The organism is Luxibacter massiliensis (assembly GCF_900604355.1).
GTDB lineage: Bacteria > Bacillota > Clostridia > Lachnospirales > Lachnospiraceae > Luxibacter > Luxibacter massiliensis.
This window is the reverse complement of sequence record NZ_UWOE01000001.1, coordinates 3,230,720-3,252,376: the sequence shown is the minus strand read 5'-3', so window position 1 is coordinate 3,252,376 and position 21,657 is coordinate 3,230,720. Positions and strand designations below refer to the sequence as shown.

Below are 21,657 nucleotides of genomic sequence, written 5' to 3'. Positions count from 1 at the left end.
TGAAGCAGCAAGGCTGCTCGTTTGTGTGTGCCCCGTGTCTGTTCTGGAATCTTAAAAATAAAAATCAAAAAGTGATAATTGGATGAATTTTTTTTGAACATTCTGCGAAAATTGACGTCCCCTACTTACTTTTTTACTTTTCCTATGATACAATACTGACAGACAGTCGGTTTAATAAATAAGGGATGGTGACAAAAATGCGGATTGTCAAAGAAGCGGAAGAACGCAAAAATGAAATTTTGGATGTGGCTGAGCGGTTATTTGGAACAAAAGGCTTCGATAACACCAGTACAAATGATATTTTGAATGAGATTGGAATTGCAAGGGGAACGCTGTACTACCATTTTAAGTCAAAAGAAGATATTCTGGATGCCATGATTGAGCGGATGTCGAGGCAACTCATAAAAAGGGCGGCAGACATTTTCAACCAAAAAGACATACCCGTATTGCAGCGGTTAACTATGATGATGATGGCATTAAATGTAGATGGAAATCTCGGACAGGAAGTCATGGATCAGGTTCATAAACCGCAGAATGCGCTGCTCCATCAAAAAATGCAGATTGGACTGCTGACCGGAATCAATCCCCTCATCACCAGCTTGATTGAAGAAGGAATCGCCCAGGGAATCTGCCAGACAGACTTTCCAGCGGAGGTGGCGGAAATGACGCTGTTGTATTCCAACACCGTATTCGATGACCTGATGCAGTATAGCGAGGACGAGCGACAACAAAAGGTTACAGCCTTTATTTATAATTTGGAACGATTGTTGGGGATGGAACGGGGAAGTATGCAGGCTGCTATTCTCCCCATATTTCAAAACGACCAGCAAAAATAGAGAAAATAGAGGAACAGGATGGTTCCTTTATTTTCAATCTATAAACCGACAGGCAGACGGTCTATGTTTTGTGGAGGATTGAGAGAATGAAATATAAGAAAAGCAATTTTTCAAAATTTATGCTGTTGTGGGCAGGCGAATTTATCTCGGCCATCGGTGGAGGGCTGACAAGTTTTGGGCTGGGCGTTTATGTGTTCAAGCAGACAGGGAGTGCAGGAAGTATGGCGCTGGTTACACTGTTGGCTTTCCTGCCAACTCTGCTGCTCAGTGTCCCGGCTGGCGTACTGGCAGATCGTTATGACAGGCGGCTGCTTATGATGGTCGGGGATGGGTGTTCGGCATTTGGTATTTTTTATATACTGCTGTGCATGATGAATGGTGAAGCGGCTCTCTGGCAGATATGTGTCGGCGTTTTCATCAGTTCTACCTTCTCCGCTCTGCTGGAACCGTCCTATCGGGCAACTGTGACGGATCTCCTGACCAGTGAGGAATATTCCAAAGCCAGCGGCATGGTGAGTATTGCCGGAAGTGCAAGGTATTTGATCTCTCCTATCCTGGCTGGTGGGCTACTGGCGGTCAGTGACATTAAGCTGTTGCTGGTGATTGACATTTGCACTTTTTTCCCTACCGTGATTGGCGCCGCGGTGGTGCGGAAGGAGATCGCCAGAAAGAAAGCCTGGGATAAGCCTTCCTTTGGAGAAAGTCTGCGTCAGGGCTGGAGTGCAATAGCGGGCAATCGGGGTATTTCTGTTTTGATTGCGATTTCCGCAGTTATGACCTGTTTTATGGGAACCTTCCAAACTCTGGCCCAGCCCATGATCCTTGATTTTGCGGACAGCGCCACACTGGGTGTTGGGGAAACCGTCTGTGCCTGCGGGATGCTGGTATCCAGCCTGTTTTTAGGTGCGAAAGGCATTAAGCGGGGATATGTCAAAGTCTTGAGTGTGTCCCTGTTTCTGGCTGGGATCGGTATGATCGGATTTGGCGTTTGGGAGAATATCTATCTGATATGTCTGTTTGGTTTCCTGTTTTTTGCCACCCTGCCGTTTGCCAACAACTGTCTGGATTATCTGGTCAGAACCAACATCCCGGACGAACTACAGGGGCGGGCCTGGGGTGTGATCGGATTTTTATCGCAGATTGGGTATGTAGTGGCCTATGGTGCGGCGGGTGCAGCGGCTGACGGGACGGCGGCATTGTTCCGGCTCAGTGTGGGACGGGGCGCTGCCAGCGTCGTTATGGTGGCGGGCGGACTGCTCAGCCTAACGGCCCTGCTGCTGGGTTCCATGAAAAGCGTCAGGGCATTGGAAAGGAAGTTGTCATGCTAAAGAAATTGATTTGGAATGATGTCAAACAGAATAAGCTGATGTCTACCGCTACGGTTTTCTTCATGGCGATCTCCGCTGCGCTGCTGACATTGACGGTGCTTCTTAGTGGTAATCTGTTGGGAGCCATCAACACTTTGATGGACAGTGCCGGTGTCCCCGACTTCATACAGATGCACACCGGGGCAGTAGAGGAGGCGGAATTTACTCGCTTTGCTGAAAGCTGCGCAGAGGTACAGGATTGGCAAATATGCCGCTTCTTGAATCTGGATAACAGCAATGTCGCATTGGACGGTCAAAGCCTGATCGACAGCACTCAGGACAACGGGCTTTGTGTGCAGGGAGAACGATTCGACTTTCTGCTAGGCATGGATGGCGCGTGCCCACAGATTTTGCCGGGAGAGGTCTATGTCCCCATCTGCTACCGTGACCGATATGGCTTGGCGGCAGGAAGTACCATGACGATTGGCGGCCAGACGCTTACGGTTGCGGGATTTATCCGGGACGCGCAGATGAACTCCATGATGGCTTCGTCAAAACGCTTTCTGGTCAGCGCGGCAGATTATGCGCTGCTGCGCGGCCAGGGTGAGGAAGAATACCTGATTGAATTTCTGCTGCGGGACGGGGCTGATATGAATATCTTTCAGACAGCCTATACCGCCAGCAGCCTTCCTGCTAATGGTCCGACCATCACCCGACCTCTGGTTCGCATGATGAACGCACTATCCGATGGGACAATGATTTTTGTGATCTTTCTTATGAGTATCATTGTGCTGCTGATCTCCATGCTTTGTATTCATTTCATCCTGTCTTTACAGATGGAGCGGGACAGAAAAGAAGTGGGAATGCTGAAAGCTCTTGGAATCGGACGAAAAGAAATCAGACGTCTTTATTTTGCGAAATATCTTCTGTTCTCCCTCTGTGGTGCGTTTATTGGGCTGGGGACAGCGGCTATCCTTCAAAAGCCGCTTGTTAGACAACTTCAGGAGCTATACGGGACGACGGATCAAGGAACTTGGAAAACACTTGCCGCTCTTCTGGCGGCACTGCTGGCCGAGGGTATCATTCTTCTCTCTATCCGTCATTCCTTAAAAAAGACGGACAAATTATCTGCGCTCTCTGCAATGTTCCAGATGCAGAGAGGCGATAAAGGATATGGGAAGTATCTTCTGATTGGATTTGTCACAGCGGCCTGCACCTTTTTGATGCCCGTTCCGCAAAACCTTTATAACACGGTTTCCTCTCCGAAGTTTGTAACCTATATGGGAATTGGCAGCGCGGAAATCCGTATTGACGTCCGGCAGATCAAAGACATTGACAGTATGACCGCTCAGATTGCCACTGCGTTGGGGCAAGACCCACAAGTGAAAGAATATACAACCCTCCAGACCTGTTCTTATCCGGCTGCTCTGCCGGATGGCGGGACGGTCAATCTGACGGTGGAAACAGGCGACCATAGTATTTTTCCTGTCAGCTTCTCAGCCGGAATACTACCGACGGGTGAAAACGAGATCGCGCTGTCCTCTTTGAACGCGGAAGAATTGAAGCTGTCTGTCGGTGATACGCTGGACTTAAATGTAAACGGAAAAAAGTCAGGCTACACCGTCTGCGGTATTTATTCCGATATTACGAACGGCGGCAAAACGGCGAAAATTCGTAACAGACCTGATACTGCTCCCGTGATTTGGAGTGTCCTATATGCCTCTCTGGAAGAATCGACAGATAAAGAACAGTGGATGGCAAAGTATCGTGGGACGGGTGTAGATGTGACGGACGTTGAGGACTACGTTCGAGACACTTACGCACAGACACTGGTGCAGCTTCGGCTGGCATCGCGGGTGGCAGGGGGGATCGCCGTGCTGGTCACAGCCGTGGTGCTGACGCTGTTCCTGCGGCTCATTGTGGAGCGGGAGCGTTATGCAATTTCTCTGCGTAAAGCCCTGGGCTTTACCAGCGGAACAATAAAACGCATCTATTTTACAAAAGGGCTTGTGCCTGCTGTATTAGGCATCGTGGCCGGGCTTACCCTGGGCCACCTGTGTGGGGAAAGTTTGTGCGGGATGGTTTTGAAGTCTTTTGGTGCGGACAGTTTTCGTTTTGTTATAAACTGGGGGCAAGTGATGGCTGGCATACCGATTGTCATTTTAGGGGCGGCGATTTTGGCGGTTTGGGCCGGTATCTCGCAAATCGGGCAAATCAAAGCCTATGAGTGTTGCAGGGGAAAGGAGTAGCGCAAATGGACAAACTGCTTCAAGTAGAAAATTTGAATAAAGATAAGATATTGCACAAGGTTTCCTTTGAGATGAAACAGGGTGAAATGCTGGCGGTCATGGGGCCGTCCGGCTCCGGAAAATCCACGCTGCTCTACAATGTATCGGGCATGGATCAGCCAACTGGCGGAAAAGTCTGGCTGGGTGATACGGAGATCACCGGGCTTTCCGAGGAAGCAAAAGCTGATTTGCGCCTGCATCGGATGGGTTTCATTTTTCAGCAGATGAACATGATCGCCAATCTGAACATTCTGGACAATATTTTACTGCCAGTGATGCAGGCCAACAAAGGCAAGGGCGGAAAATCAAAGTCCGAGCTTATAGCGGAAGCAAAAAGGCGGATGCGGCAGCTTTCCATTTCCGAATTGGGGAGTCGTCAGATCACACAAGTTTCCGGGGGACAACTCCAACGGGCGTGTATCTGCCGGAGCATAATGAACGAGCCGGAAATCCTATTTGCCGACGAACCCACTGGCGCACTAAATAAAAGTGCGGCAGTGGAAGTGGTTGCGGAGCTGCTCAAGCTGAACCGGGAAGGTATGTCTATTCTTATGGTGACCCATGACAGTAAAGTTGCCAGCACCTGTGACAGAATCATGTATTTACTGGATGGCAGTATTCGTGGAGAACTGGCATTAGGCAAGCTGGGAAGCAGTATGGAAAAACAGCGGGAAGAAAGGGTAAACAAATGGCTGATGGATATGGGATGGTGAAATTGGTTAAAACGATTTGAGGCGAAATGTCAAAATAAAATCAGCGGAGGGAAAACATGTAATTGATTATGCAGCCCCTTGTTCTCAATGTTCGCAATGTAGCGTGGTGAGATATACATTTCGTCGCCTACCTTTTTGCGGCTCTCCTTGCGCCCTGTACGCGCTGCCTTTATCGCTGCCCCAAAAGCCTTGAAGTCGTATTTCGGTACTAGTCTTTTTGCCATAATTATTCATCTTGTTACATTTTACTGTTCACCTTTCTTTTGGGATATGTCTACACAGTTCTATTGAATAGCCAAAATAGAACATATTTATCGCTATACCGTTTTTCGGAAAGATGAAAATTGGGTGAAAGTTTCCGTAAGTCCATTGACAGCTAATTCTAATTAGCTTATAATGTAACAGGCTAATCCGAATTAGCTTAGGAGGTAGTAGAATGACAACAAAACAGAAGATTTTGAATGAAGCTCTGACACTGTTTGCGGAAAAGGGATATAGTGCGGTTTATGTCGGTGAGATTGCCGACGCCGTAGGCATAAAAACACCATCACTATATAAACACTACAAGAGCAAGCAGGACATTTTTAATTCTTGTATTGAAGTTTTTGCGGAGCGAATGGAAAATATCAGAAATAACATACAGCTACCGGGGAGCAAGACAGCTTCATTCTCTTATGAAACGATTACCGAAGAACAACTTATCGAGGTTGCAAACGCTCTTTTTATGTTTTATTTGCAGGATAATGTGGCAGCAAAATTTCGTAAAATGCTGATGATAGAACGATACCATAACCCGGAAATTAACCGGCTGTTTGAAGATTTATTTATTACTGGAGCAATCGACTATGAAAAAGAAATATTTTCTAAACTTATAGACGCAAAAGTTATCAAAGGGGAAAATCCTTATATTATTGCGCTGCATTTTTACACACCTATATTCTATCTGCTTCAAAAATATGATATGCGCCCTGATGAGATAGAGGAAGCCAAACATGAACTTACCTTAGTAGTGCAAGAATTTTGTAAAACATATAAAGGAGCAAGGAATGACAACGAAAGGGACAACGGGAAAGGTTAGGAATAAGCACATGATAATATATGTCACAGGAGGTATTCTGCTTGTTCTTGCAGTCTATCTAATTGTTCAAGGAATACGGTGCAGTATAGCGGTAAAAGCAAGCAAAGAACGGCTTGCTGCTTATGGGGCTCAAACAGCTATATTGAGTTATGGCAATATGAGTTATGTTGATACGGGAGAGGGTGAAACAATCCTATCTGTTCATGGAATTTTTGGCGGCTACGACCAAGCCTATGATACTTGTATAGATTTTAACTCTGATTATAGAATTATAGCCCCCTCACGATTTGGATATTTAGGTAGTGATATTTTGGGTGATGGGACACCCGCTGAACAGGCAAAGGCTTATGTTGAACTATTGGATAAGTTAGGAATTGATAAAGTATATTTGTTAGCAACTTCGGCTGGCGGAAGCGTTGCTATTCGGTTCGCGTTGGATTATCCGGAACGAACAAAAGGCTTAATTTTATATTGCTCTGCTATGCCATATATAGAAAAGCCGGAAAAGTATATGGAATATGCCGGGCCGCCCGCTTTTTTATGTAATGATTATGCTATGTTTTTAATTAGCCCGTTATTCAGTCCTGTTATGGGTATGGAGCCGTCCACAATTTATAGTATGCTTCCTTGCGGTAGTAGAAAAAGTGGCGTAATACTGGACGCTTCTGTTACTAATTCCGATATGGCAAGAAATTTTGACAGCTATCCCATTGAAGATTTACAAATTCCAACACTGATTTTTCAAGCAAAAGACGATAAGCTAATAAACTATACCGACACGGAAAATGCAGTAAAACGCTTCCCAAACTGCACATTTCTTTCTTTTGAAAACGGCGGACACTTAATGGTTGGCCATGCGGAAGAAATCAAAGAAGAAGTTTTTAACTTTACAAAAAAGCAGTAATTTGTACTGATTATATAATTATAGGAGGTTAGCGGATAATATGGCAAAGATGGTATCTGAATGGGTACACTGCCCTGTCTGCGGCAATAAAACAAGGTTGCAGATACGGGAAGATACGGAACTGAAAAACTTTCCCCTCTACTGCCCGAAGTGCAAGCAGGAAAGTTTGATTGAAGTAAAGGACTTACGGGTAAAGAAGTACAAGTAGTAGATTATCCTACTGAATACATCAAGTGCTTTGGAAAGTTATTCAAAAGGATTGCAGTCGATAAACTAACAATGACTGGCGAACCAATGGTGCTTTTTCATAGTGCGGAATATTCTCCCTCTGGTTTAGATACAGAGTTTGCTATCCCCGTACAAGAATACGTCACAGGTACAAGGGATTTTTGCCCTGGATTATGCTTAAAAACTATTGCACAAGGCGCATACTCTAAACTTTCTTCGGTTTATGCAAAACAAGCAAAATGGGCAGAAAAAGAGGGGTATGAGAATACAGATGCTCTATTTGAAGTCTATATGACAGACCCATCACAGGTTGCAGATATAAATGATAATATAACCGAAGTCTATTATCCCATTAAAAAGATAGTATATAAGAATTAAATGTGAGCTACACTTTGACAGGAAACCCAATCTTTACAACAAAAACAGATAAGGAGTACGATTGAAGATGATAAATTTATCAGAATTTCACAGTTATGTTTCAGATAGCCAGTCAAATATTTGTCAAGTGGCTGTAATTCAAAACGGAAAGACAGTCATTAACGATACATGGAATAATTACAAAGCCAATGATACGGTACATACAATGTCTGTCACAAAAAGCGTTGTTTCCTTGTTGGTTGGCATTGCCGTTGATAAAGGATTGATTGGGAGCATAGACGATTATGTGTTAGATTATTTTCCAGATTACAAAATCAAACGGGGAGAAAAGACAATTCAAAAAATCACATTGAAAAATCTTCTAACAATGACCGCACCCTATAAGTATAAAGCAGAGCCTTGGTCAAAAATATGTGTGCAGGAAGATTGGAGCATTGCCGCTTTGGATTTTTTGGGCGGCAGGCGTGGCATAACGGGAGAATTTCAATACTCTACCTTGGGTATACATATTCTCACTGGTATCATTGCAGCCGTAAGCAAAATGACAACGGTAGATTTTGCAAATAAATATCTGTTTGAGCCGCTTATGATTGCGCCGAGGAAAATATATGTGGCTCCCGACGCTGAAGCACACAAGGCGTTTACAGTAGGAAAGACGCCAAAAGGAAATATTTGGTTTTCGGACGAAAAGGGAGTTGGGGCTGCGGGATATGGTCTTTGTCTATCTGCTGATGAAATGTCAAAGATAGGATTGCTCTGTCTGAAAAAAGGAGTTTTTCATAATGAGCGTATTGTTTCTGAAAAATGGCTTGAAGAAAGCACAAAGGTTAGGTTGTGCTGCGGTGAAAAATTTCGTGATATGAAATATGGATATTTGTGGTGGATTATTGATGAAAATGAGGGGAGTTATGCGGCTATCGGAAATAGCGGAAATGTTATTTATATCAATCCCAAAAAGGAATTGGTGGTAGCGGTTGCTGCTTATTTCAAACCGACAGTGTTTGACCGAATTGATTTTATCAAAGAACAGATAGAGGAAAAAATTGATGGGTATGAGCAATAGAACGGAATGGATACGTTACCCTGTCTGCGGCAACAAAACAAGATTACAGATACGGACAGATACAGAGCTGAAAAACTTTCCGCTTTACTGCCCGAAGTGCAGACAGGAAAGCTTGATTGACGCAAAGGATTTACAGGTAACAGTGATTAAAAGACTTGAAACAACATTGCAGCGCTGATTGACAAAGCCACAAATTCTTTGGGTTAGAATAGATAATGGAGGGAAGAAATATGAAGCTAATAAAACAACCAACTTTTGAAACCTGTGGACAGGCATGTATTGCAATGATTGCAGATAAGTCTGTAAATGATGTGATTAAAGATATGAAAACAAGCGGTTCGACCAGTATCGGGCAACTTATAGAAATACTTGACAAGTATGGAATACGTCATGCGGAAAAGAATGTCCGCATATCGAAAAAAAATCCTAAGCCGTATGAGTATTCCATTTTGACCGTTCATGCAAACGGCGGCTATACCCATTGGGTATTGTTCTATGATGGTAAATATTATGACCCAGAATTTGGCGTGATTGAGGGAGAATATACTCATGGGAAAATAACATCATTTTTGGGAATTTTTGAGGATTGATGTCACAAATTCTAATTTGTCGGGAAGAACGACATATCATCATAGTGCCAGACGCACAGACGCAGAGCCGATGAACTTGTGAAGAATTAGTAATTCATGGAGATAAAAATATATGATACAAAAAGTAAATTTGAAAGAAAAAGTAAATATAATTGATAAATTATTCCATTATGAGCGAGTAGGTACTTTGAATAATCATATGTTAAATGTGCTGCAAGCGGAGAATAGAACTTTAGATTTTCATGTACACGAAAATTCCGATGAAATGTTTTACTGTATTGAGGGGGAGTTTGACATTGAATTTGAGGATGGACTGACACATTTATGTGAGGGAGATTTTATAATTATTCCCAAAGGAACGAAACACCGACCCGTTTGCAAGGAATTAGTCAAGTGCCTTTTAATTGAAGTTGAGGGAACTCTCAACAAAGAAAATACAGGCGGAACATACAATGAGTGACCGAATACAACAGTGACAACTTCCTATTCGTCGGGAAGAAAAGCATTCATTTATAACAGGAGTACAGACCATGATTGTAATAATCGAAACAATTATTTTATGTATCGTTTTTTTCTTGTTTTGCTATTTGGGAACAGGTACAGACGAAAAGAATCTGAAAAGCTATTCGTCTTATCCAGACGAAGTACAGAGCCGCATAAAGGATATTGCAGAGTATCAAGTACAGTTTAAGGAGAGCAAAAAAATAATAGCGTTTGCGTCAAATTTTCTACTGTTCTTATGTCTGTTGTTTATATTTGGGCTGTTTATCCGAGAAAAGGACTTTTGGCACAATGTTCTTTCCCTAAGTGTAATAGGACAGGGAATGAATTTGTTTGACTTGCTTATTATTGACCTTTTGTGGTGGAGAAACACAAAGCGAATCCGCTTTACTAAACTTCCAGAAAAGAAACTGTACCAAAATCCAAGAAAGCATATCGAAGCATTTGGCAGAGCATTGATAATGTATTTGTTAGTTGCTCTGATTGACGGATATTTTTTGACGCTGTTTTAGAATATTACATATCATCATAGAGCCAGACGCACAGACGCAGAGCCGAACATGTGAGAAATGATGACAGCTTGTCGGCTCTCTTTATATGCTTCTCTCTTGGACACCGGATCAGCTTGATTATGTGCACGATATAATGGTATTGGGAAAATATTATTCGTCATTGCAAAGGGAGCAGGATAATTTCTATTCATTGAAGTGGTCGCCGGGGGAGCCACATAAATTATCAAATACCTGCCAAAACAACAAGCCATACCCGGATACATATTTTGATTTTTGTATCGCCTGATGAATCTGCCCAGATGCGCCGCAGCAAGCTGACGGGGTATCTGGCGTGGAAACATAAGCTCCGTAATCTTTTGCCATAGATAGGTTCACTTTGTCTGTTACAGCGGAAACTTGACATTTGATGTCTTATTTCTGTAAAATTGACAGAGGAGGTGCCTTGAATGAAAAGCAACAGAATGTTCGGTATATTATGTATTTTATTGGAGCGGGAAAAAATAACGGCACAGGAGCTGGCGGAGTATTTTGAGGTCTCTGTGCGCACGATCCATAGGGATTTGTTGGATTTGTCCAGCGCAGGGTTCCCAGTGACTACACAGCAGGGTATTGGCGGCGGTATATCTTTGCTTCCAAACTTTAAATACAGCAAATCAGTCCTGAATAAAGAGGACATAGATCTAATTGTGTCCGGTATACAAGGGTTTGCAAGTATTGATGAGAGTTCAAAAATAAAGACACTGCTTGCGAAGCTGCGCCTTGGACAGGAAGATAAGCTGCTGCTGGAGAATGATATCATCATTGATTTCACATCCTGGAACCATAAGAATACGACCATTGAAAAAATCAAAATCATCCGTTCTGCGATTGCCTCCCGGCGCCTGTTGGAACTGGAGTATTACAGCAGCAATGGATACTCCAAAAGAACCGTGGAACCTTATAAGCTCATTTTTAAAGAAGAATACTGGTATCTTTTCGCCTACTGCACACAAAGACAGGATTTCCGTGTTTTTAAGCTTAACAGAATATCGAAGGTGTTGCTTTGCGAGCAGATCTATACAGAACGGACAGATTATGAAATTCCGGTATTGCAGAGCGCATTTTCAAATGGTGTGGGGCAATTGGTTACAGTCAGAATGGATAAATCTTATGAGTTTCTGGCGATTGATTTCTTTGGCCAGAGCAATATCCGGGAAGAAAACAATTCTCTCTACGTTTCCTTTTATACGGAATACCCGGAGTGGATCGTAAGCACTTTTGCAAGCTTGGGGGATAAAGCGGAAATTATAGAGCCAAAGACGCTGCGGGATGATATCAAGGCATTTTTAGAGCAGGCCAGAAAACAATATGATAAATGAGAACCAGCGATTCTCACTTTTACGATAGGAAATGCTTTGCACAGATTGGCTCATAAAAATCCTCTTGACAAGTAAACGAGCGTTTACTATAATATCAAAAAGAAGAGGTAAACGATTGTTTACATTGTAGGAGGTACATAGAATGACTGATACAAAGGAAAAAATATTGGCCGTTGCATTGCAATTATTTGCAAAAGACGGATATGAAGCAGTTTCTGTCAGTAAAATAGCAGAAAAATTGGGAATTACAAAAGGGGCGCTGTATAAGCACTATGAAAATAAGAAGGATATTTTTAACAGTATTGTGGCGCGTATGTCACAATCGGATCATGAAATAGCACGGAAATATGGTGTGCCAGAAAATGTATTTGATTGTGCACCAGAACAATATGAGAAAATCGGATTGAAAAATCTTAAAAATTTTGCCGTTTCACAATATAGGTTTTGGACTTCAAATGAATTTGCCGCTGATTATCGTAAGATGCTCACATTAGAGCAGTATCGTAATCCAGAATTAAACAAGTTGTATCAGGATAGCCTTGTGCGTGGGCCTGTTCTTTATTTAAAAGATATTTTTCGTGAGATGATTAGATGTGGTGTGTTAAAGGAGAATGACCCATACCAACTTGCAATAGAATTTTTCTCCCCGCTTTTTTTACTTATCAATATGTCAGATGAAAATGAATCTTATGTGGATATTGAAAAACGGCTAATAAAGCATATTGATTTTTTTATAGAATCTCACACAAAGGAAAGGGAAAACAAAAATGAAATATATTCGTAGTCAAAAATATAACATTCCTGAATTACAGGCTAAAATTATGGGGCCAAATCCAGTCAAACTGGAGGAGGAACTTTTACTTCATTGCAAAATCTCCCAAAACTCCATAGTATGTGATCTTGGCAGCGGTCAGGGGTTGACTTCCCTCTTTCTTGTAAAAGAGTACGGGTTTACTGTATATGCCACGGATTTGTGGAGCGATCCGGAAGATAATCGAAAATTCTTTCGCAAAATGGGGTTGTCCGATGAGCAGATTATTCCGGTTAAGGCAGATGCCACGGCACTTCCGTTTGAGGAAGAATTTTTCGATGCAATCATCAGTACGGATTCCTATAATTATTTTGGGCGAGATCCTAAATTCCTTGACGATAAATTGCTCCCATATCTTAAACATGGTGGCTATATTTATATTGCCATTCCCGGAATGAAAAAAGATTGTCATAGTAATCTGCCACCAGAATTACTTCTCTCATGGACACCGGATCAGCTTGATTATATGCACGATATAATGTATTGGGAAAACATTATCCGCCACTGCAAAGGGGCCAGGGTAATTTCTATTCATGAGATGGAAAGTAATGAGGAAGTATGGAACGACTGGCTAAAGCAAGAAAACGAGTATGCAATCAGTGACCGTAAAGCTATGGAGGCTGGCGGAGGTAAATATTTGAATTTTATTTCTATTGTTCTTCAAAGATTATAGTCAATAAAATCAAGCAACGGACAAGTTTGATTATGAAGAAGCCAGATGCTGTCTGATTTTTCACCGAGAAGAGTCATGTGCTTTTTTATGTTTCGGAACAGTATTTTAAGTATATAAGGTCAGTGCGAAAAGGGTAGGGGCATAAAGCCCGGGCAAGGCTTCATTGCACAAAAAAGATATGAAACATGACAGAATGCTGTCATATTTATGGTTTATCATAGATTGCTGAAGGATGGAGGGTTATAAAAAAACGGAGGTGATACCATAGGAAAATTAGCTGTATTGGAAATATCCGAACCGGGAGATAAAATCGGAGAGAAGCTGCTTATGCTGTTGGATGCAAGACAGCGGCAGGAGCTAGTAAACTATCTTCTTGGCAAAGAAAACCAGAATGGCGATTTAGCTGATAACCTGGGTATCCGCTCCGGAGCTTATGAGTTGCTGACAGAGAATGCAGGTATCTTCACAGAGATTCATATGGGTGATTTGTACTTTTGCCTGGAGCAGCGGCTGGTACGTGTGGATGGACAAGTGGTAAATCTGACGGCGAAAGAATTTGATATTCTTGCCCTGCTGATCACGCATCCCCAGCGGGTGTTCACTTACGAGCTGATCATGGAGCTGGTCTGGAACGAGGATGTTACCTTTTACTCACGCAAAGCGGTAAGCAATCATATGAGCAATCTGCGGAAGAAATTGAAGATAACACCGGATGGCCTGGAATATATCAAAAATATTGTCGGTGTAGGTTATAAATTTGAAATACCATAACAAAGACCACAAGGATTTTACTTCCCTTGTGGTCTTGTTTTGTTTATGCTCCTTTTCCAGAGAACAGATTCCATTTGTTATTGTTCTCATAAGAATTTTGCCACTTGCCATTACCTTATTGACAATTGTGCTTGAAGTTGCTATAATGTACTTGTTCAATAAGTACATTACATGACGGATGGAGGGAGCCTGTGGAAATTATAATAAGCAGTAATACGAGTAAACCCATTTATGAGCAGATTACCTCACAGATAAAAGCTATGATTATGAGCGGTGAACTACAGACGGGTGATCCTATTCCTTCTATGCGAGCATTGGCAAAGTCAATCCATGTAAGCGTAATTACCGTTCAAAAGGCATATGAAGATCTGCAAAGGGACGGATTTATCGAGACGACAGTCGGGCGTGGAAGTTTTGTAGCGGCACAGAATAAAGACTTTTATCAAGAGGAACAGCAGCGGTTAGCGGAAGAGCATTTACAGGAGGCCGCTGATATTGGCAGAACCAGTGGAATATCGTTGGGAAAATTAGTTGAGCTTTTAACTATGTTTTATCAGGAGGAGTGACTATGGATACAATCTTACAGGTGGAAAATTTAACGAAACAGTATGAAGGCTTTCAGCTGGACCACGTTTCGTTCGACCTTCCGAAAGGAACGATTATGGGACTGATTGGCGAGAATGGAGCCGGAAAGAGTACAACGATCAATGCAATTCTTGATCTGATTAAGAAAGATGACGGTACGGTTACTTTTTGGGGGCAGGAATTAGCCTCATCAAAACAGCTGAAAGAGGACATAGGCGTTGTGTTCGACGGAATCAATTTCTATGAAACATTGACGCCTGCGAAAGTGGGGAAGATCTCTGGATCCGCCTATAAACAATGGGATGAATACCTGTATCAGGATTATTTGAAACGCTTCGGACTTCCTTTGGATAAAGAAATCAAAACACTTTCTAAAGGCATGAAAATGAAATTGTGTATCGCTGTGGCGCTTTCTCATAAACCGAAGCTGTTGATTTTGGACGAGGCGACCAGTGGTCTGGACCCGGTTATGCGGGATGATATTCTTGATGTCTTTTTGGATTTCGTGCAGGATGAAAATCATTCCATCTTGATGTCCTCCCATATCACCACGGATTTGGAAAAGGTTGCCGACTATATTACTTTTATTCATCAGGGAAAAGTCCTGTTTTGCAAGACAAAGGATGAACTGCGCTACAAATATGGAATCATTCGATGCGGTGCAGCCGGTTTCGACCAGATTGATAAAGCGGAGATCCTCGCTTACCGCAAAGACGATTACCAGTGGAATGTGCTGGTGGCTGATAAAGAAAAGGCCAGGAAAAAATATAAAGCGGCTGTCGTTGATGATGCTACGATTGACGATATTCTGCTGCTGTATGTGAAAGGAGAGCGGGCAAAATGAAAAGCCTTATATTGAAAGATTTATATAATATCGGACACAATACAAAATCTATGCTGTTTATACTTGCGGTGTTTGCTGTGGCTTTTATTCCTACCTCTGGTGTGGGAGCATATATTTTCATCTGCGGCATCCTATGCAGTATGATGATTGTAACCACTTTTTCTTTTGACGATAACTCCAAATGGGCGCGATATGCTATGATAATGCCCATTTCAAAAAGAGATTTAGTGTTTGGAAAGTTTATTGTCTTAGCAATCTTTTGTGCGATTGGCAGTGTATTCGGCTTGGCTGTAGGCTTGATCGGCGGAGGCATAGCAGGCAAAATTACATTCAGCCCTGCCGCTATTGTGGAACTGCTGTTTTTAACCTTAGCGGCAACGGTAATTTCCCTCATTTTTGGAAGTATGTCAATCCCGCTGGTGTTTAAATTTGGAGCCGAAAAAGGGCGCGTTTTGCTTCTGGTATCGTTCCTCATTCCGGCAGCAATTTGTTTTGGGGCATATAAGCTGCTTGCAATACTGGGCGTGGAGCTGACAGATCAGACGGTGTTTATCCTCTTATGCTGTTCCCCGCTTATCGCGTTGGTCTGGAGTTATGGAATGTATCAAATCAGTTATCGGATTTTTTTGAAACAAGAATTGTAAGATAGGAGAAATTGCTATGAAAAAATATGAGTATGTTAATATCGAATATTCAGCAAAAGGAGTGGTGTTTTCTTATGTTGAAAAGCATAGGGAAATCATAGATAGTTACGCGGAGAAAGGCTTTCGATATATCGGTTTTGTCCCTACGGAAGTAGGGGCAAACGGCTGCATCAGAAAAATTGACTTGGTTTTTGAAAAGTGATTATGTTTTCAATCGAAAATATGGGTCTGGCGTGTTATCGAGCAGTTTAAGGCGATATGCTTCAACCATTAAATTATAAAAATTCACAAAAAATAGGACAACAGAAGGATACATCGGGAAAGAAAGCAGAATCCTCCCTGATACAATTTACACAACAAAAGCAGATGGAAGAAGTCCACTGCTTAAGTCAGGTGAATTGAAGGGGAGGAGGTGCAGTATCCTTATAGAGGGAATAAAAATTCTCCTTACACTGTTGTCCGTGGTTGAACATAAGTCTTACAACTGAATATTGTTTGGCGGCCTGTTCAAAAGCGTAAACAACAAATGCACCGATGCCTGATATTATATCGGGTATCGGTGCTTTCTTCATTGCTGTTCAGGATGAAAGGCAAGCCATTTTGCTCTATAGGTATCCAAATAAAACCGATTCCCATACTCATTTTGGACAAAATGCTTTTTGACCTGATACCAGCCCCGCAATTCAGTCCGCAAATCTGAGTCTGGAGAGATTGGCTCCAGCCATATCCGGGTAAACTGCTGGATCTCAGATAAGATTAGCGGTTTTCCGGATGGCAGGCTCGGTTCGGAAAATAACTGGGGCAGCGTAAACAGCCTTTTGGCGTCAGCAAACGGAACGGTCTGTCCATTTGGGAGCAATAGAGTATGATTGCCGGCATCAACCAGCATCCATCCATACTCCGCAGACCAGACTGGTTTTCCGTGAAAGATTGGAAGGGTTTCCGGAGCAATTGGTACAGATTGGACCGAGATCCCCTGCTCTGACCGTCCGAGGAGAAAATCCGTTGTTACACCATAGAGAACAGACATTTTCTCAAGTCCGTCAATGGAAGGAGACTTGCGTTCTCCCTCCCATGCGCTTAGGGTCGGCTGAGAGATGCCGAGTTTTTCGGCAGCCTCTGTCATCTTTAACTTGTTGATCAGCCGTGCCTGTTTGAATTGTCTTGGCATCTGTCCACCACCTTTGCTTTTTTGCTTGTTTGAATACCATCAGTTGCTTATAATACAATTTGCAGTTCGTTTTTTCTGGAATTTAATTTGCTATGTACATGTTATTGTAAATGTCGAGAATCGAATCTTTTGAACGGTGAATTCCGATATCTTCCAGCCGAATGTCCGTTTCGCGCATTTGCGCAATAAAGTTTTGGATGTCCGCTCCAACAGAGGATGGTACTGAAATCTTCAGGTCTTCCCGGATTAGTGGAAAAAGACGGAATACATCCAGACGGTGCTTACGGATATCACGGGAATTTACATGAAGCCCTTGTTCCTTTTTATCCTTTAGATCAAGCCACGCTTTCATTTTTAGGGGAATGATGTGTTCGGCATCCAGAATAGAGATACCATCCGTGACGGTTCTCCCATCCAAAAGGAAATGATAGTAGTCGTCATTCAAAAGGATCGCCGACAGGCTGGACACTTCATCATCAATATGCAAGGGCATGAGATGGGAATCTGGCTGAAGCTTCACATGATTCTGCGGCCTTGAGAAAAGCTCTATCATTTTAGGATAAGATGGGTTGGCAGGGTCAATAAAGCGATAGAACTCAGGCTGGCCAGTGCTTCGCTGTCTGGCGTGGTAGCCTCCGGCTTCAATGAAATCCCAGAATGCTTTTGCAAATTCTGTAGTCAGGGCTTCCACGGTAATTACCATGTCGATATCAACGGTCTGGCGGAAGTCAAGTCCGGCGTCTGACATAAGCAGGTCGCAGGCGAATCCACCGATAACCGTATACTGGTCCTTAAAATTGTTAAAATGCTCTCTAAAAATATCTATTCCTTTTACCATAAGTGTTTCTCCTTGTTATTCCTCATACTTGATAGGAAGTTCGTGCTTTTCCCTTATAACATCCAGTCCCATTTGAATCCGTTCATTTGGATTGTCCTCCAAACTTAGCAGCAACGAGATGTCATCAACCCGACCGCCGTTTGCCAGTAAGGTCGGATCGTAGCGCCACACTTCGAGGATGCGTCCTCCGAAATCCCGGAAATCCTGTTCAGAAATAATTTCTGTAGCCGGTATCCCGGCACCGCCCTTTTTTGAGATGGCAGCTGCTCCGTCCTGTTCATCTGCACCGACCATTGAGATATCTGCCAGGGCAATGACGCCGCTTTTCGGCAATGCTGCATCGTGAAAGGATGCCCTCACATATATAAGCCTTTCCACCGGTGATTTCAAGCGGGGATAACCTTTCTTTAGAAATTCAGGCTTTTCAAAGGCCGGAGCAATCCATTTGTTTGTTCCCTCTGCCTTGCAGGTTATAAGGCCGGATGCGGTAAGATCGTCGATTGCCCTGGTGCAGGTTGCTTTGGAAAGTGAAAGCTCCTTGGATATCTGTGTCAAATTTGTTGTATTAGCGGTCTTCAAATAATATAAATACAAGAATACAAGCTGGGTTCCGGGAGCCATTTTATCCGGGACGGTTGTTTCCGCTTTGAATTTTTCCAAAAAGGAGCAGCCCCAGAAAGGAAGATAGACCTGCTGTGACGGTGAAATAAATGGTATATTACTTTCAATCAGGTTGCGCCGCTGTTTGGATGTGATGTTTTCAAGGCACAGCGCACAGGGAAAATCACAGATCTCCTGAAATTTTGTCAGCTGTTTTTTTAATGTTGGAAGCCTCCAGGAAGAATCAATGGGAGACAGCAGCACACACTGGCTTTTTTTCCAGGACAGGATTTGGATTTTATATCCATCACGGATAAAAAAGGGCGTTTTGTCTGGATAATCAAGTTCTGAAACATTAATATTGGCCCCAAATATCGTTTTCAAAAAATCAAACATGGGTTCCTCCTTTCATGGCTTCTGTTAGTTCATTTCATTGGAAAGTCATTATACCACAAACAATGAAACATGTCAAATTCGAATGAAACAATATAAGCCATCTGAGAGCGTTTGGAATTAATAAGCCCCGACTTATATAATATGCGCTGGGTGAACAGGAATTATTAGCCAGTCATTTTGATTTGCTGAGTTTTCAATGCCATTTATAACATCATTTTGAAAAATGGAAAGAGAATCGCTAAATTGGTTGTAGATTATCCTCCCGGATCGTGTAATGAAAATAAGGAGGCGAATGGACATGAAGAAAAAAAGAATAATTTGTATCATATTGATTTTGATATTTGCAAGCGGTATTGTGATAGGCGCCATTCAATTATATAAGCAGTACCATGAGTATTCTGAAGGCGAGGACTCCTATACTGATTTGGAGGACTATGTGAAGTTGCCGGAGGAACCGGAAGCGCCTTCATCATCCCCAGTGGATGATGAAACTGAGTCTGGGGGACGGGAGTGGCCGGCTGTAGATTTTGCTTCCCTGCAGGAAATCAATCCGGATATCGTAGGATGGATTTATATTGAAGGGACAGAAATCAATTATCCGGTTGTTCAGGGTAACGATAACCAGTATTACCTGAAGCATTTGTTCAGCGGTGAGTGGAACGGATCCGGCTGCATCTTTCTGGACAGCAGAAACAGAGTGGATTTCTCAGACCGGCACAGCATCATTTATGGACATCATATGAAAAATGGCAGCATGTTTTCCGAGCTTACGGAATATAAGAAGCAGGAGTTTTATGATTCACATTCTGTAGCTTTGCTGCTGACGCCGGATAAAAATTATGAGATAGAAATTTTTTCCGGGTATGTGGCCAGTGTCCAAGATAAAGCCTGGAAATTGGCTTTCCCCTCAGACCCGGATTTTACAGAGTGGCTGGATAAGACTAAAGAACGCTCGTGCTTTACCAGCGGAATTACTCCGGCAGTCACAGACCGAATCCTGACGCTCTCCACCTGCAGCTACGAGTTTAACAATGCCAGGTTTGTATTGCTTGGCGTAATAAAGCCGGAAGAGTAACGGATTCAGAAGAAAATAGAATAATGGATTGAATTGGGGGATGCTATTACGAAAAAAGGTGCGTTTCCCCAATAATTCGTAATGAAAACTATCTGCTCCTATATCAAGTGTAGATTACGTTTCATTTCCATAGTGATCTAACCTTACGATTTTTATAGAAGTGGATTTGAATAATTGCGGCAATTTTAGCAGCGATGGGCTTACAGGTGGAAAGATGATTCTCAACGACTTGTAAAAGAACGATGGTAAAACGATTTCCAAAGCCTTTCTGCTAAAAAAAGGGCGCAAGTGATTGGCTTTTCACTTGCGCCGTGGTGGACGTTTTCGCTATTTTATTGTGGCTTGTCCCCCATGTAAGGGGCGCGTCAAAAGGGATATTTGCTCATTGCGGCCCTCCACTGGCCGCATAAAAATAGCGGCCTTGATATTTCAAAGCCGCCGAAACTAATAAGGTGCGTGGAAATATAGTTGCTACACGACGGCTTTTTTTCTTTGCCGTCGTGCGGCAATTATTGAAGTTATTTTACATCTTTTATTAATTCTTCTACCGATATACCATATAGCTTTGCTAATGCAAACAAGTTTGAAGTACTTGGGTCGGATGTTCCATTTTCCCATTTTGATACTGCTTGTCTGCTGACCCCTATTGTTTCTGCCACAAACTCTTGTGTCATTTGACAATGGGTTCGGTGCGCTTTTAATGTTTCTCCGAGAGATTGACTCACGGCAGCTTTCTCTTTACGAACATTACTCGATTTCAGATATTTCAGGAAAGCACGAACAATGAGAACAAACAAAGTAACAAACACGCCGATAAAGATTACACCAACCAAAATAGACGTCATAGAAGATTTCATATGGATACGCCTCCTTTCTTCTTTGTTAGGGCTTTATTTTATCAAAATTGTCGTGTTGCAGCTACCAACTATTACGCAATTATAGGTTGCATTCGTGTTGCGGCACATTTTTACTCAAATAACAGCGCTTCGGGCTGATAGAATGCCTTTTTGTGGTTCTTTCCTCTGTAGGCTGCTAGTGAGGGCATACACACCATTGGCCATGTCCTCGGCTCGTAAAGCTGCTTTCTTGGCCTCCATCTGCCGCCGCTTCTCGGTCTTTATCCTGTCCTCATACTCGCGTTGTTTTCCATTAGCTTTTCGGCGTAGATAGTTCTGGTGCAGTCTGTTCTTGCGTTCCTCTTTCTTCCGTAGGGCCTCCTGTTCCTCCGGAGTGAGGTTTACTTCTCCGAAGTGGAGAGGCACATATCGGCCCACAAAGTTAAAATAGATTTCAACCTCCTGCGTGGTTTCAATGCTGCCCTTGCGGGCGCGTTCATGCACAAGGATTTTCTCGACAAACTCGTTTAATGGCTTAATCGCTCGTACAATGGGGTGATTTTCTCGTTTCTCATATTCGCGTCATCCTTGCATGAAAAATGCTCTAAGTGTTTTCAGTAACCATGAGAAAAACCATGATTAAGAAGTCACTTAGAG

Annotated in this window: 27 protein-coding genes and 2 pseudogenes; 22 read left to right on the top strand and 7 right to left on the bottom strand. The window is 42.8% G+C overall.

Annotated features, from left to right (window positions below; genetic code table 11):
• The first annotated feature begins 197 nt into the window (after positions 1 to 197).
• From EFA47_RS15100 to EFA47_RS15085, 4 genes are all read left to right on the top strand, one after another.
• Positions 198 to 836, top strand: a complete 639-nt coding sequence (locus EFA47_RS15100; protein ID WP_122644017.1) for a TetR/AcrR family transcriptional regulator — start codon at positions 198 to 200, stop codon at positions 834 to 836.
• Between the two features lie 86 nt (positions 837 to 922).
• The gene (locus EFA47_RS15095; protein WP_122644016.1) at positions 923 to 2,164 is read left to right on the top strand and encodes an MFS transporter; all 1,242 of its coding nucleotides are present in this window, start codon (positions 923 to 925) and stop codon (positions 2,162 to 2,164) included.
• Positions 2,158 to 4,392: an ABC transporter permease gene (locus EFA47_RS15090; RefSeq protein ID WP_122644015.1), complete on the top strand. Its 2,235-nt coding sequence runs from the start codon at positions 2,158 to 2,160 to the stop codon at positions 4,390 to 4,392. Before EFA47_RS15095 ends, EFA47_RS15090 begins: the two co-directional genes overlap by 7 nt.
• Before the next feature lie 5 nt (positions 4,393 to 4,397).
• On the top strand, positions 4,398 to 5,144 hold the full coding sequence (locus EFA47_RS15085; RefSeq protein WP_103731732.1) for an ABC transporter ATP-binding protein: 747 nt from the start codon (positions 4,398 to 4,400) through the stop codon (positions 5,142 to 5,144).
• 38 nt (positions 5,145 to 5,182) lie between these two features.
• On the opposite strand, the pseudogene EFA47_RS15080 reads toward EFA47_RS15085, so the two are convergent.
• Positions 5,183 to 5,368: pseudogene (locus EFA47_RS15080) on the bottom strand (helix-turn-helix domain-containing protein); the annotation flags it as partial.
• 212 nt (positions 5,369 to 5,580) lie between these two features.
• Here EFA47_RS15080 and EFA47_RS15075 point away from each other — a divergent pair.
• The 9 genes from EFA47_RS15075 (at position 5,581) to EFA47_RS15035 (ending at position 10,398) form a co-directional block, all read left to right on the top strand.
• Positions 5,581 to 6,222 (top strand): TetR/AcrR family transcriptional regulator, encoded by a 642-nt coding sequence (locus tag EFA47_RS15075; RefSeq protein WP_122644014.1) that lies wholly within the window; start codon positions 5,581 to 5,583, stop codon positions 6,220 to 6,222.
• Positions 6,191 to 7,126, top strand: a complete 936-nt coding sequence (locus EFA47_RS15070; protein ID WP_206215540.1) for an alpha/beta fold hydrolase — start codon at positions 6,191 to 6,193, stop codon at positions 7,124 to 7,126. The genes EFA47_RS15075 and EFA47_RS15070 overlap by 32 nt, the downstream gene beginning before the upstream one ends.
• Positions 7,127 to 7,175: 49 nt before the next feature.
• A complete protein-coding gene (locus EFA47_RS15065; protein ID WP_206215557.1) occupies positions 7,176 to 7,334 on the top strand; it encodes a cysteine-rich KTR domain-containing protein in 159 nt (52 codons plus the stop codon).
• Positions 7,335 to 7,405: 71 nt separating this feature from the next.
• Positions 7,406 to 7,732: a GyrI-like domain-containing protein gene (locus tag EFA47_RS15060; RefSeq protein ID WP_164690024.1), complete on the top strand. Its 327-nt coding sequence runs from the start codon at positions 7,406 to 7,408 to the stop codon at positions 7,730 to 7,732.
• Between the two features lie 67 nt (positions 7,733 to 7,799).
• On the top strand, positions 7,800 to 8,795 hold the full coding sequence (locus tag EFA47_RS15055) for a serine hydrolase domain-containing protein (protein WP_122644011.1): 996 nt from the start codon (positions 7,800 to 7,802) through the stop codon (positions 8,793 to 8,795).
• Positions 8,785 to 8,973: a cysteine-rich KTR domain-containing protein gene (locus tag EFA47_RS15050; protein WP_122644568.1), complete on the top strand. Its 189-nt coding sequence runs from the start codon at positions 8,785 to 8,787 to the stop codon at positions 8,971 to 8,973. Before EFA47_RS15055 ends, EFA47_RS15050 begins: the two co-directional genes overlap by 11 nt.
• 52 nt (positions 8,974 to 9,025) lie before the next feature.
• Positions 9,026 to 9,385 (top strand): cysteine peptidase family C39 domain-containing protein, encoded by a 360-nt coding sequence (locus EFA47_RS15045; protein ID WP_218239370.1) that lies wholly within the window; start codon positions 9,026 to 9,028, stop codon positions 9,383 to 9,385.
• A gap of 112 nt (positions 9,386 to 9,497) precedes the next feature.
• On the top strand, positions 9,498 to 9,845 hold the full coding sequence (locus EFA47_RS15040; RefSeq protein WP_206215539.1) for a cupin domain-containing protein: 348 nt from the start codon (positions 9,498 to 9,500) through the stop codon (positions 9,843 to 9,845).
• 70 nt (positions 9,846 to 9,915) lie between these two features.
• A complete protein-coding gene (locus EFA47_RS15035) occupies positions 9,916 to 10,398 on the top strand; it encodes an ABC transporter permease (RefSeq protein ID WP_206215538.1) in 483 nt (160 codons plus the stop codon).
• Between the two features lie 183 nt (positions 10,399 to 10,581).
• Here the strand turns inward: EFA47_RS15035 and EFA47_RS19950 are convergent, their stop codons facing one another.
• Positions 10,582 to 10,761 carry a hypothetical protein gene (locus EFA47_RS19950; protein WP_164690023.1) on the bottom strand — a complete coding sequence of 60 codons (180 nt, stop codon included), beginning with the start codon at positions 10,759 to 10,761 and terminating at the stop codon, positions 10,582 to 10,584.
• An 83-nt stretch (positions 10,762 to 10,844) separates the two neighbouring features.
• Here EFA47_RS19950 and EFA47_RS15030 point away from each other — a divergent pair, with 83 nt between their 5' ends.
• From EFA47_RS15030 to EFA47_RS14995, 8 genes are all read left to right on the top strand, one after another.
• Complete coding sequence (locus EFA47_RS15030; protein ID WP_122644009.1) at positions 10,845 to 11,756, top strand: helix-turn-helix transcriptional regulator; 912 nt, start codon at positions 10,845 to 10,847, stop codon at positions 11,754 to 11,756.
• Between the two features lie 142 nt (positions 11,757 to 11,898).
• On the top strand, positions 11,899 to 12,540 hold the full coding sequence (locus EFA47_RS15025; protein ID WP_122644008.1) for a TetR/AcrR family transcriptional regulator: 642 nt from the start codon (positions 11,899 to 11,901) through the stop codon (positions 12,538 to 12,540).
• The gene (locus EFA47_RS15020; protein WP_122644007.1) at positions 12,524 to 13,240 is read left to right on the top strand and encodes an SAM-dependent methyltransferase; all 717 of its coding nucleotides are present in this window, start codon (positions 12,524 to 12,526) and stop codon (positions 13,238 to 13,240) included. The genes EFA47_RS15025 and EFA47_RS15020 overlap by 17 nt, the downstream gene beginning before the upstream one ends.
• A 282-nt stretch (positions 13,241 to 13,522) precedes the next feature.
• Positions 13,523 to 14,011 carry a winged helix-turn-helix domain-containing protein gene (locus EFA47_RS15015; protein ID WP_255321321.1) on the top strand — a complete coding sequence of 163 codons (489 nt, stop codon included), beginning with the start codon at positions 13,523 to 13,525 and terminating at the stop codon, positions 14,009 to 14,011.
• A gap of 191 nt (positions 14,012 to 14,202) precedes the next feature.
• A complete protein-coding gene (locus EFA47_RS15010; RefSeq protein WP_122644006.1) occupies positions 14,203 to 14,577 on the top strand; it encodes a GntR family transcriptional regulator in 375 nt (124 codons plus the stop codon).
• A gap of 2 nt (positions 14,578 to 14,579) precedes the next feature.
• Positions 14,580 to 15,440: an ABC transporter ATP-binding protein gene (locus EFA47_RS15005; protein ID WP_122644005.1), complete on the top strand. Its 861-nt coding sequence runs from the start codon at positions 14,580 to 14,582 to the stop codon at positions 15,438 to 15,440.
• Positions 15,437 to 16,084 carry an ABC-2 transporter permease gene (locus EFA47_RS15000; RefSeq protein WP_122644004.1) on the top strand — a complete coding sequence of 216 codons (648 nt, stop codon included), beginning with the start codon at positions 15,437 to 15,439 and terminating at the stop codon, positions 16,082 to 16,084. The genes EFA47_RS15005 and EFA47_RS15000 overlap by 4 nt, the downstream gene beginning before the upstream one ends.
• 16 nt (positions 16,085 to 16,100) lie before the next feature.
• On the top strand, positions 16,101 to 16,286 hold the full coding sequence (locus EFA47_RS14995; protein ID WP_016295766.1) for a DUF4177 domain-containing protein: 186 nt from the start codon (positions 16,101 to 16,103) through the stop codon (positions 16,284 to 16,286).
• A gap of 366 nt (positions 16,287 to 16,652) precedes the next feature.
• On the opposite strand, the gene EFA47_RS14985 is transcribed toward EFA47_RS14995, so the two are convergent.
• The 3 genes from EFA47_RS14985 to EFA47_RS14975 all read right to left on the bottom strand — a co-directional run bounded on the left by EFA47_RS14985 (position 16,653) and on the right by EFA47_RS14975 (position 19,089).
• A complete protein-coding gene (locus EFA47_RS14985) occupies positions 16,653 to 17,255 on the bottom strand; it encodes a helix-turn-helix domain-containing protein (RefSeq protein ID WP_103732227.1) in 603 nt (200 codons plus the stop codon).
• An 82-nt stretch (positions 17,256 to 17,337) separates the two neighbouring features.
• Positions 17,338 to 18,093: a hypothetical protein gene (locus EFA47_RS14980; RefSeq protein ID WP_122644003.1), complete on the bottom strand. Its 756-nt coding sequence runs from the start codon at positions 18,091 to 18,093 to the stop codon at positions 17,338 to 17,340.
• Between the two features lie 15 nt (positions 18,094 to 18,108).
• Positions 18,109 to 19,089 (bottom strand): MarR family transcriptional regulator, encoded by a 981-nt coding sequence (locus EFA47_RS14975; RefSeq protein ID WP_122644002.1) that lies wholly within the window; start codon positions 19,087 to 19,089, stop codon positions 18,109 to 18,111.
• 298 nt (positions 19,090 to 19,387) lie between these two features.
• Here EFA47_RS14975 and srtB point away from each other — a divergent pair, with 298 nt between their 5' ends.
• Positions 19,388 to 20,164, top strand: a complete 777-nt coding sequence (gene srtB / locus EFA47_RS14970) for a class B sortase (RefSeq protein WP_122644001.1) — start codon at positions 19,388 to 19,390, stop codon at positions 20,162 to 20,164.
• Positions 20,165 to 20,682: 518 nt separating this feature from the next.
• Here srtB and EFA47_RS14965 read toward each other — a convergent pair.
• Both EFA47_RS14965 and EFA47_RS14960 read right to left on the bottom strand, forming a co-directional pair.
• The gene (locus tag EFA47_RS14965) at positions 20,683 to 21,021 is read right to left on the bottom strand and encodes a helix-turn-helix transcriptional regulator (RefSeq protein ID WP_122644000.1); all 339 of its coding nucleotides are present in this window, start codon (positions 21,019 to 21,021) and stop codon (positions 20,683 to 20,685) included.
• Between the two features lie 114 nt (positions 21,022 to 21,135).
• Positions 21,136 to 21,540: pseudogene (locus EFA47_RS14960) on the bottom strand (DUF4368 domain-containing protein); the annotation flags it as partial.
• Positions 21,541 to 21,657 lie beyond the last annotated feature (117 nt).

What these genes read in the sequence shown, in the direction of transcription:
- EFA47_RS15100 (WP_122644017.1), top strand. Translation starts at nt 198, where the DNA reads ATGCGGATTGTCAAAGAAGCGGAAGAACGCAAAAATGAAATTTTGGAT.
- EFA47_RS15095 (WP_122644016.1), top strand. Translation starts at nt 923, where the DNA reads ATGAAATATAAGAAAAGCAATTTTTCAAAATTTATGCTGTTGTGGGCA.
- EFA47_RS15090 (WP_122644015.1), top strand. Translation starts at nt 2,158, where the DNA reads ATGCTAAAGAAATTGATTTGGAATGATGTCAAACAGAATAAGCTGATG.
- EFA47_RS15085 (WP_103731732.1), top strand. Translation starts at nt 4,398, where the DNA reads ATGGACAAACTGCTTCAAGTAGAAAATTTGAATAAAGATAAGATATTG.
- EFA47_RS15075 (WP_122644014.1), top strand. Translation starts at nt 5,581, where the DNA reads ATGACAACAAAACAGAAGATTTTGAATGAAGCTCTGACACTGTTTGCG.
- EFA47_RS15070 (WP_206215540.1), top strand. Translation starts at nt 6,191, where the DNA reads ATGACAACGAAAGGGACAACGGGAAAGGTTAGGAATAAGCACATGATA.
- EFA47_RS15065 (WP_206215557.1), top strand. Translation starts at nt 7,176, where the DNA reads ATGGTATCTGAATGGGTACACTGCCCTGTCTGCGGCAATAAAACAAGG.
- EFA47_RS15060 (WP_164690024.1), top strand. Translation starts at nt 7,406, where the DNA reads ATGACTGGCGAACCAATGGTGCTTTTTCATAGTGCGGAATATTCTCCC.
- EFA47_RS15055 (WP_122644011.1), top strand. Translation starts at nt 7,800, where the DNA reads ATGATAAATTTATCAGAATTTCACAGTTATGTTTCAGATAGCCAGTCA.
- EFA47_RS15050 (WP_122644568.1), top strand. Translation starts at nt 8,785, where the DNA reads ATGAGCAATAGAACGGAATGGATACGTTACCCTGTCTGCGGCAACAAA.
- EFA47_RS15045 (WP_218239370.1), top strand. Translation starts at nt 9,026, where the DNA reads ATGAAGCTAATAAAACAACCAACTTTTGAAACCTGTGGACAGGCATGT.
- EFA47_RS15040 (WP_206215539.1), top strand. Translation starts at nt 9,498, where the DNA reads ATGATACAAAAAGTAAATTTGAAAGAAAAAGTAAATATAATTGATAAA.
- EFA47_RS15035 (WP_206215538.1), top strand. Translation starts at nt 9,916, where the DNA reads ATGATTGTAATAATCGAAACAATTATTTTATGTATCGTTTTTTTCTTG.
- EFA47_RS19950 (WP_164690023.1), bottom strand. Translation starts at nt 10,761, where the DNA reads ATGGCAAAAGATTACGGAGCTTATGTTTCCACGCCAGATACCCCGTCA.
- EFA47_RS15030 (WP_122644009.1), top strand. Translation starts at nt 10,845, where the DNA reads ATGAAAAGCAACAGAATGTTCGGTATATTATGTATTTTATTGGAGCGG.
- EFA47_RS15025 (WP_122644008.1), top strand. Translation starts at nt 11,899, where the DNA reads ATGACTGATACAAAGGAAAAAATATTGGCCGTTGCATTGCAATTATTT.
- EFA47_RS15020 (WP_122644007.1), top strand. Translation starts at nt 12,524, where the DNA reads ATGAAATATATTCGTAGTCAAAAATATAACATTCCTGAATTACAGGCT.
- EFA47_RS15005 (WP_122644005.1), top strand. Translation starts at nt 14,580, where the DNA reads ATGGATACAATCTTACAGGTGGAAAATTTAACGAAACAGTATGAAGGC.
- EFA47_RS15000 (WP_122644004.1), top strand. Translation starts at nt 15,437, where the DNA reads ATGAAAAGCCTTATATTGAAAGATTTATATAATATCGGACACAATACA.
- EFA47_RS14995 (WP_016295766.1), top strand. Translation starts at nt 16,101, where the DNA reads ATGAAAAAATATGAGTATGTTAATATCGAATATTCAGCAAAAGGAGTG.
- EFA47_RS14985 (WP_103732227.1), bottom strand. Translation starts at nt 17,255, where the DNA reads ATGCCAAGACAATTCAAACAGGCACGGCTGATCAACAAGTTAAAGATG.
- EFA47_RS14980 (WP_122644003.1), bottom strand. Translation starts at nt 18,093, where the DNA reads ATGGTAAAAGGAATAGATATTTTTAGAGAGCATTTTAACAATTTTAAG.
- EFA47_RS14975 (WP_122644002.1), bottom strand. Translation starts at nt 19,089, where the DNA reads ATGTTTGATTTTTTGAAAACGATATTTGGGGCCAATATTAATGTTTCA.
- srtB (WP_122644001.1), top strand. Translation starts at nt 19,388, where the DNA reads ATGAAGAAAAAAAGAATAATTTGTATCATATTGATTTTGATATTTGCA.
- EFA47_RS14965 (WP_122644000.1), bottom strand. Translation starts at nt 21,021, where the DNA reads ATGAAATCTTCTATGACGTCTATTTTGGTTGGTGTAATCTTTATCGGC.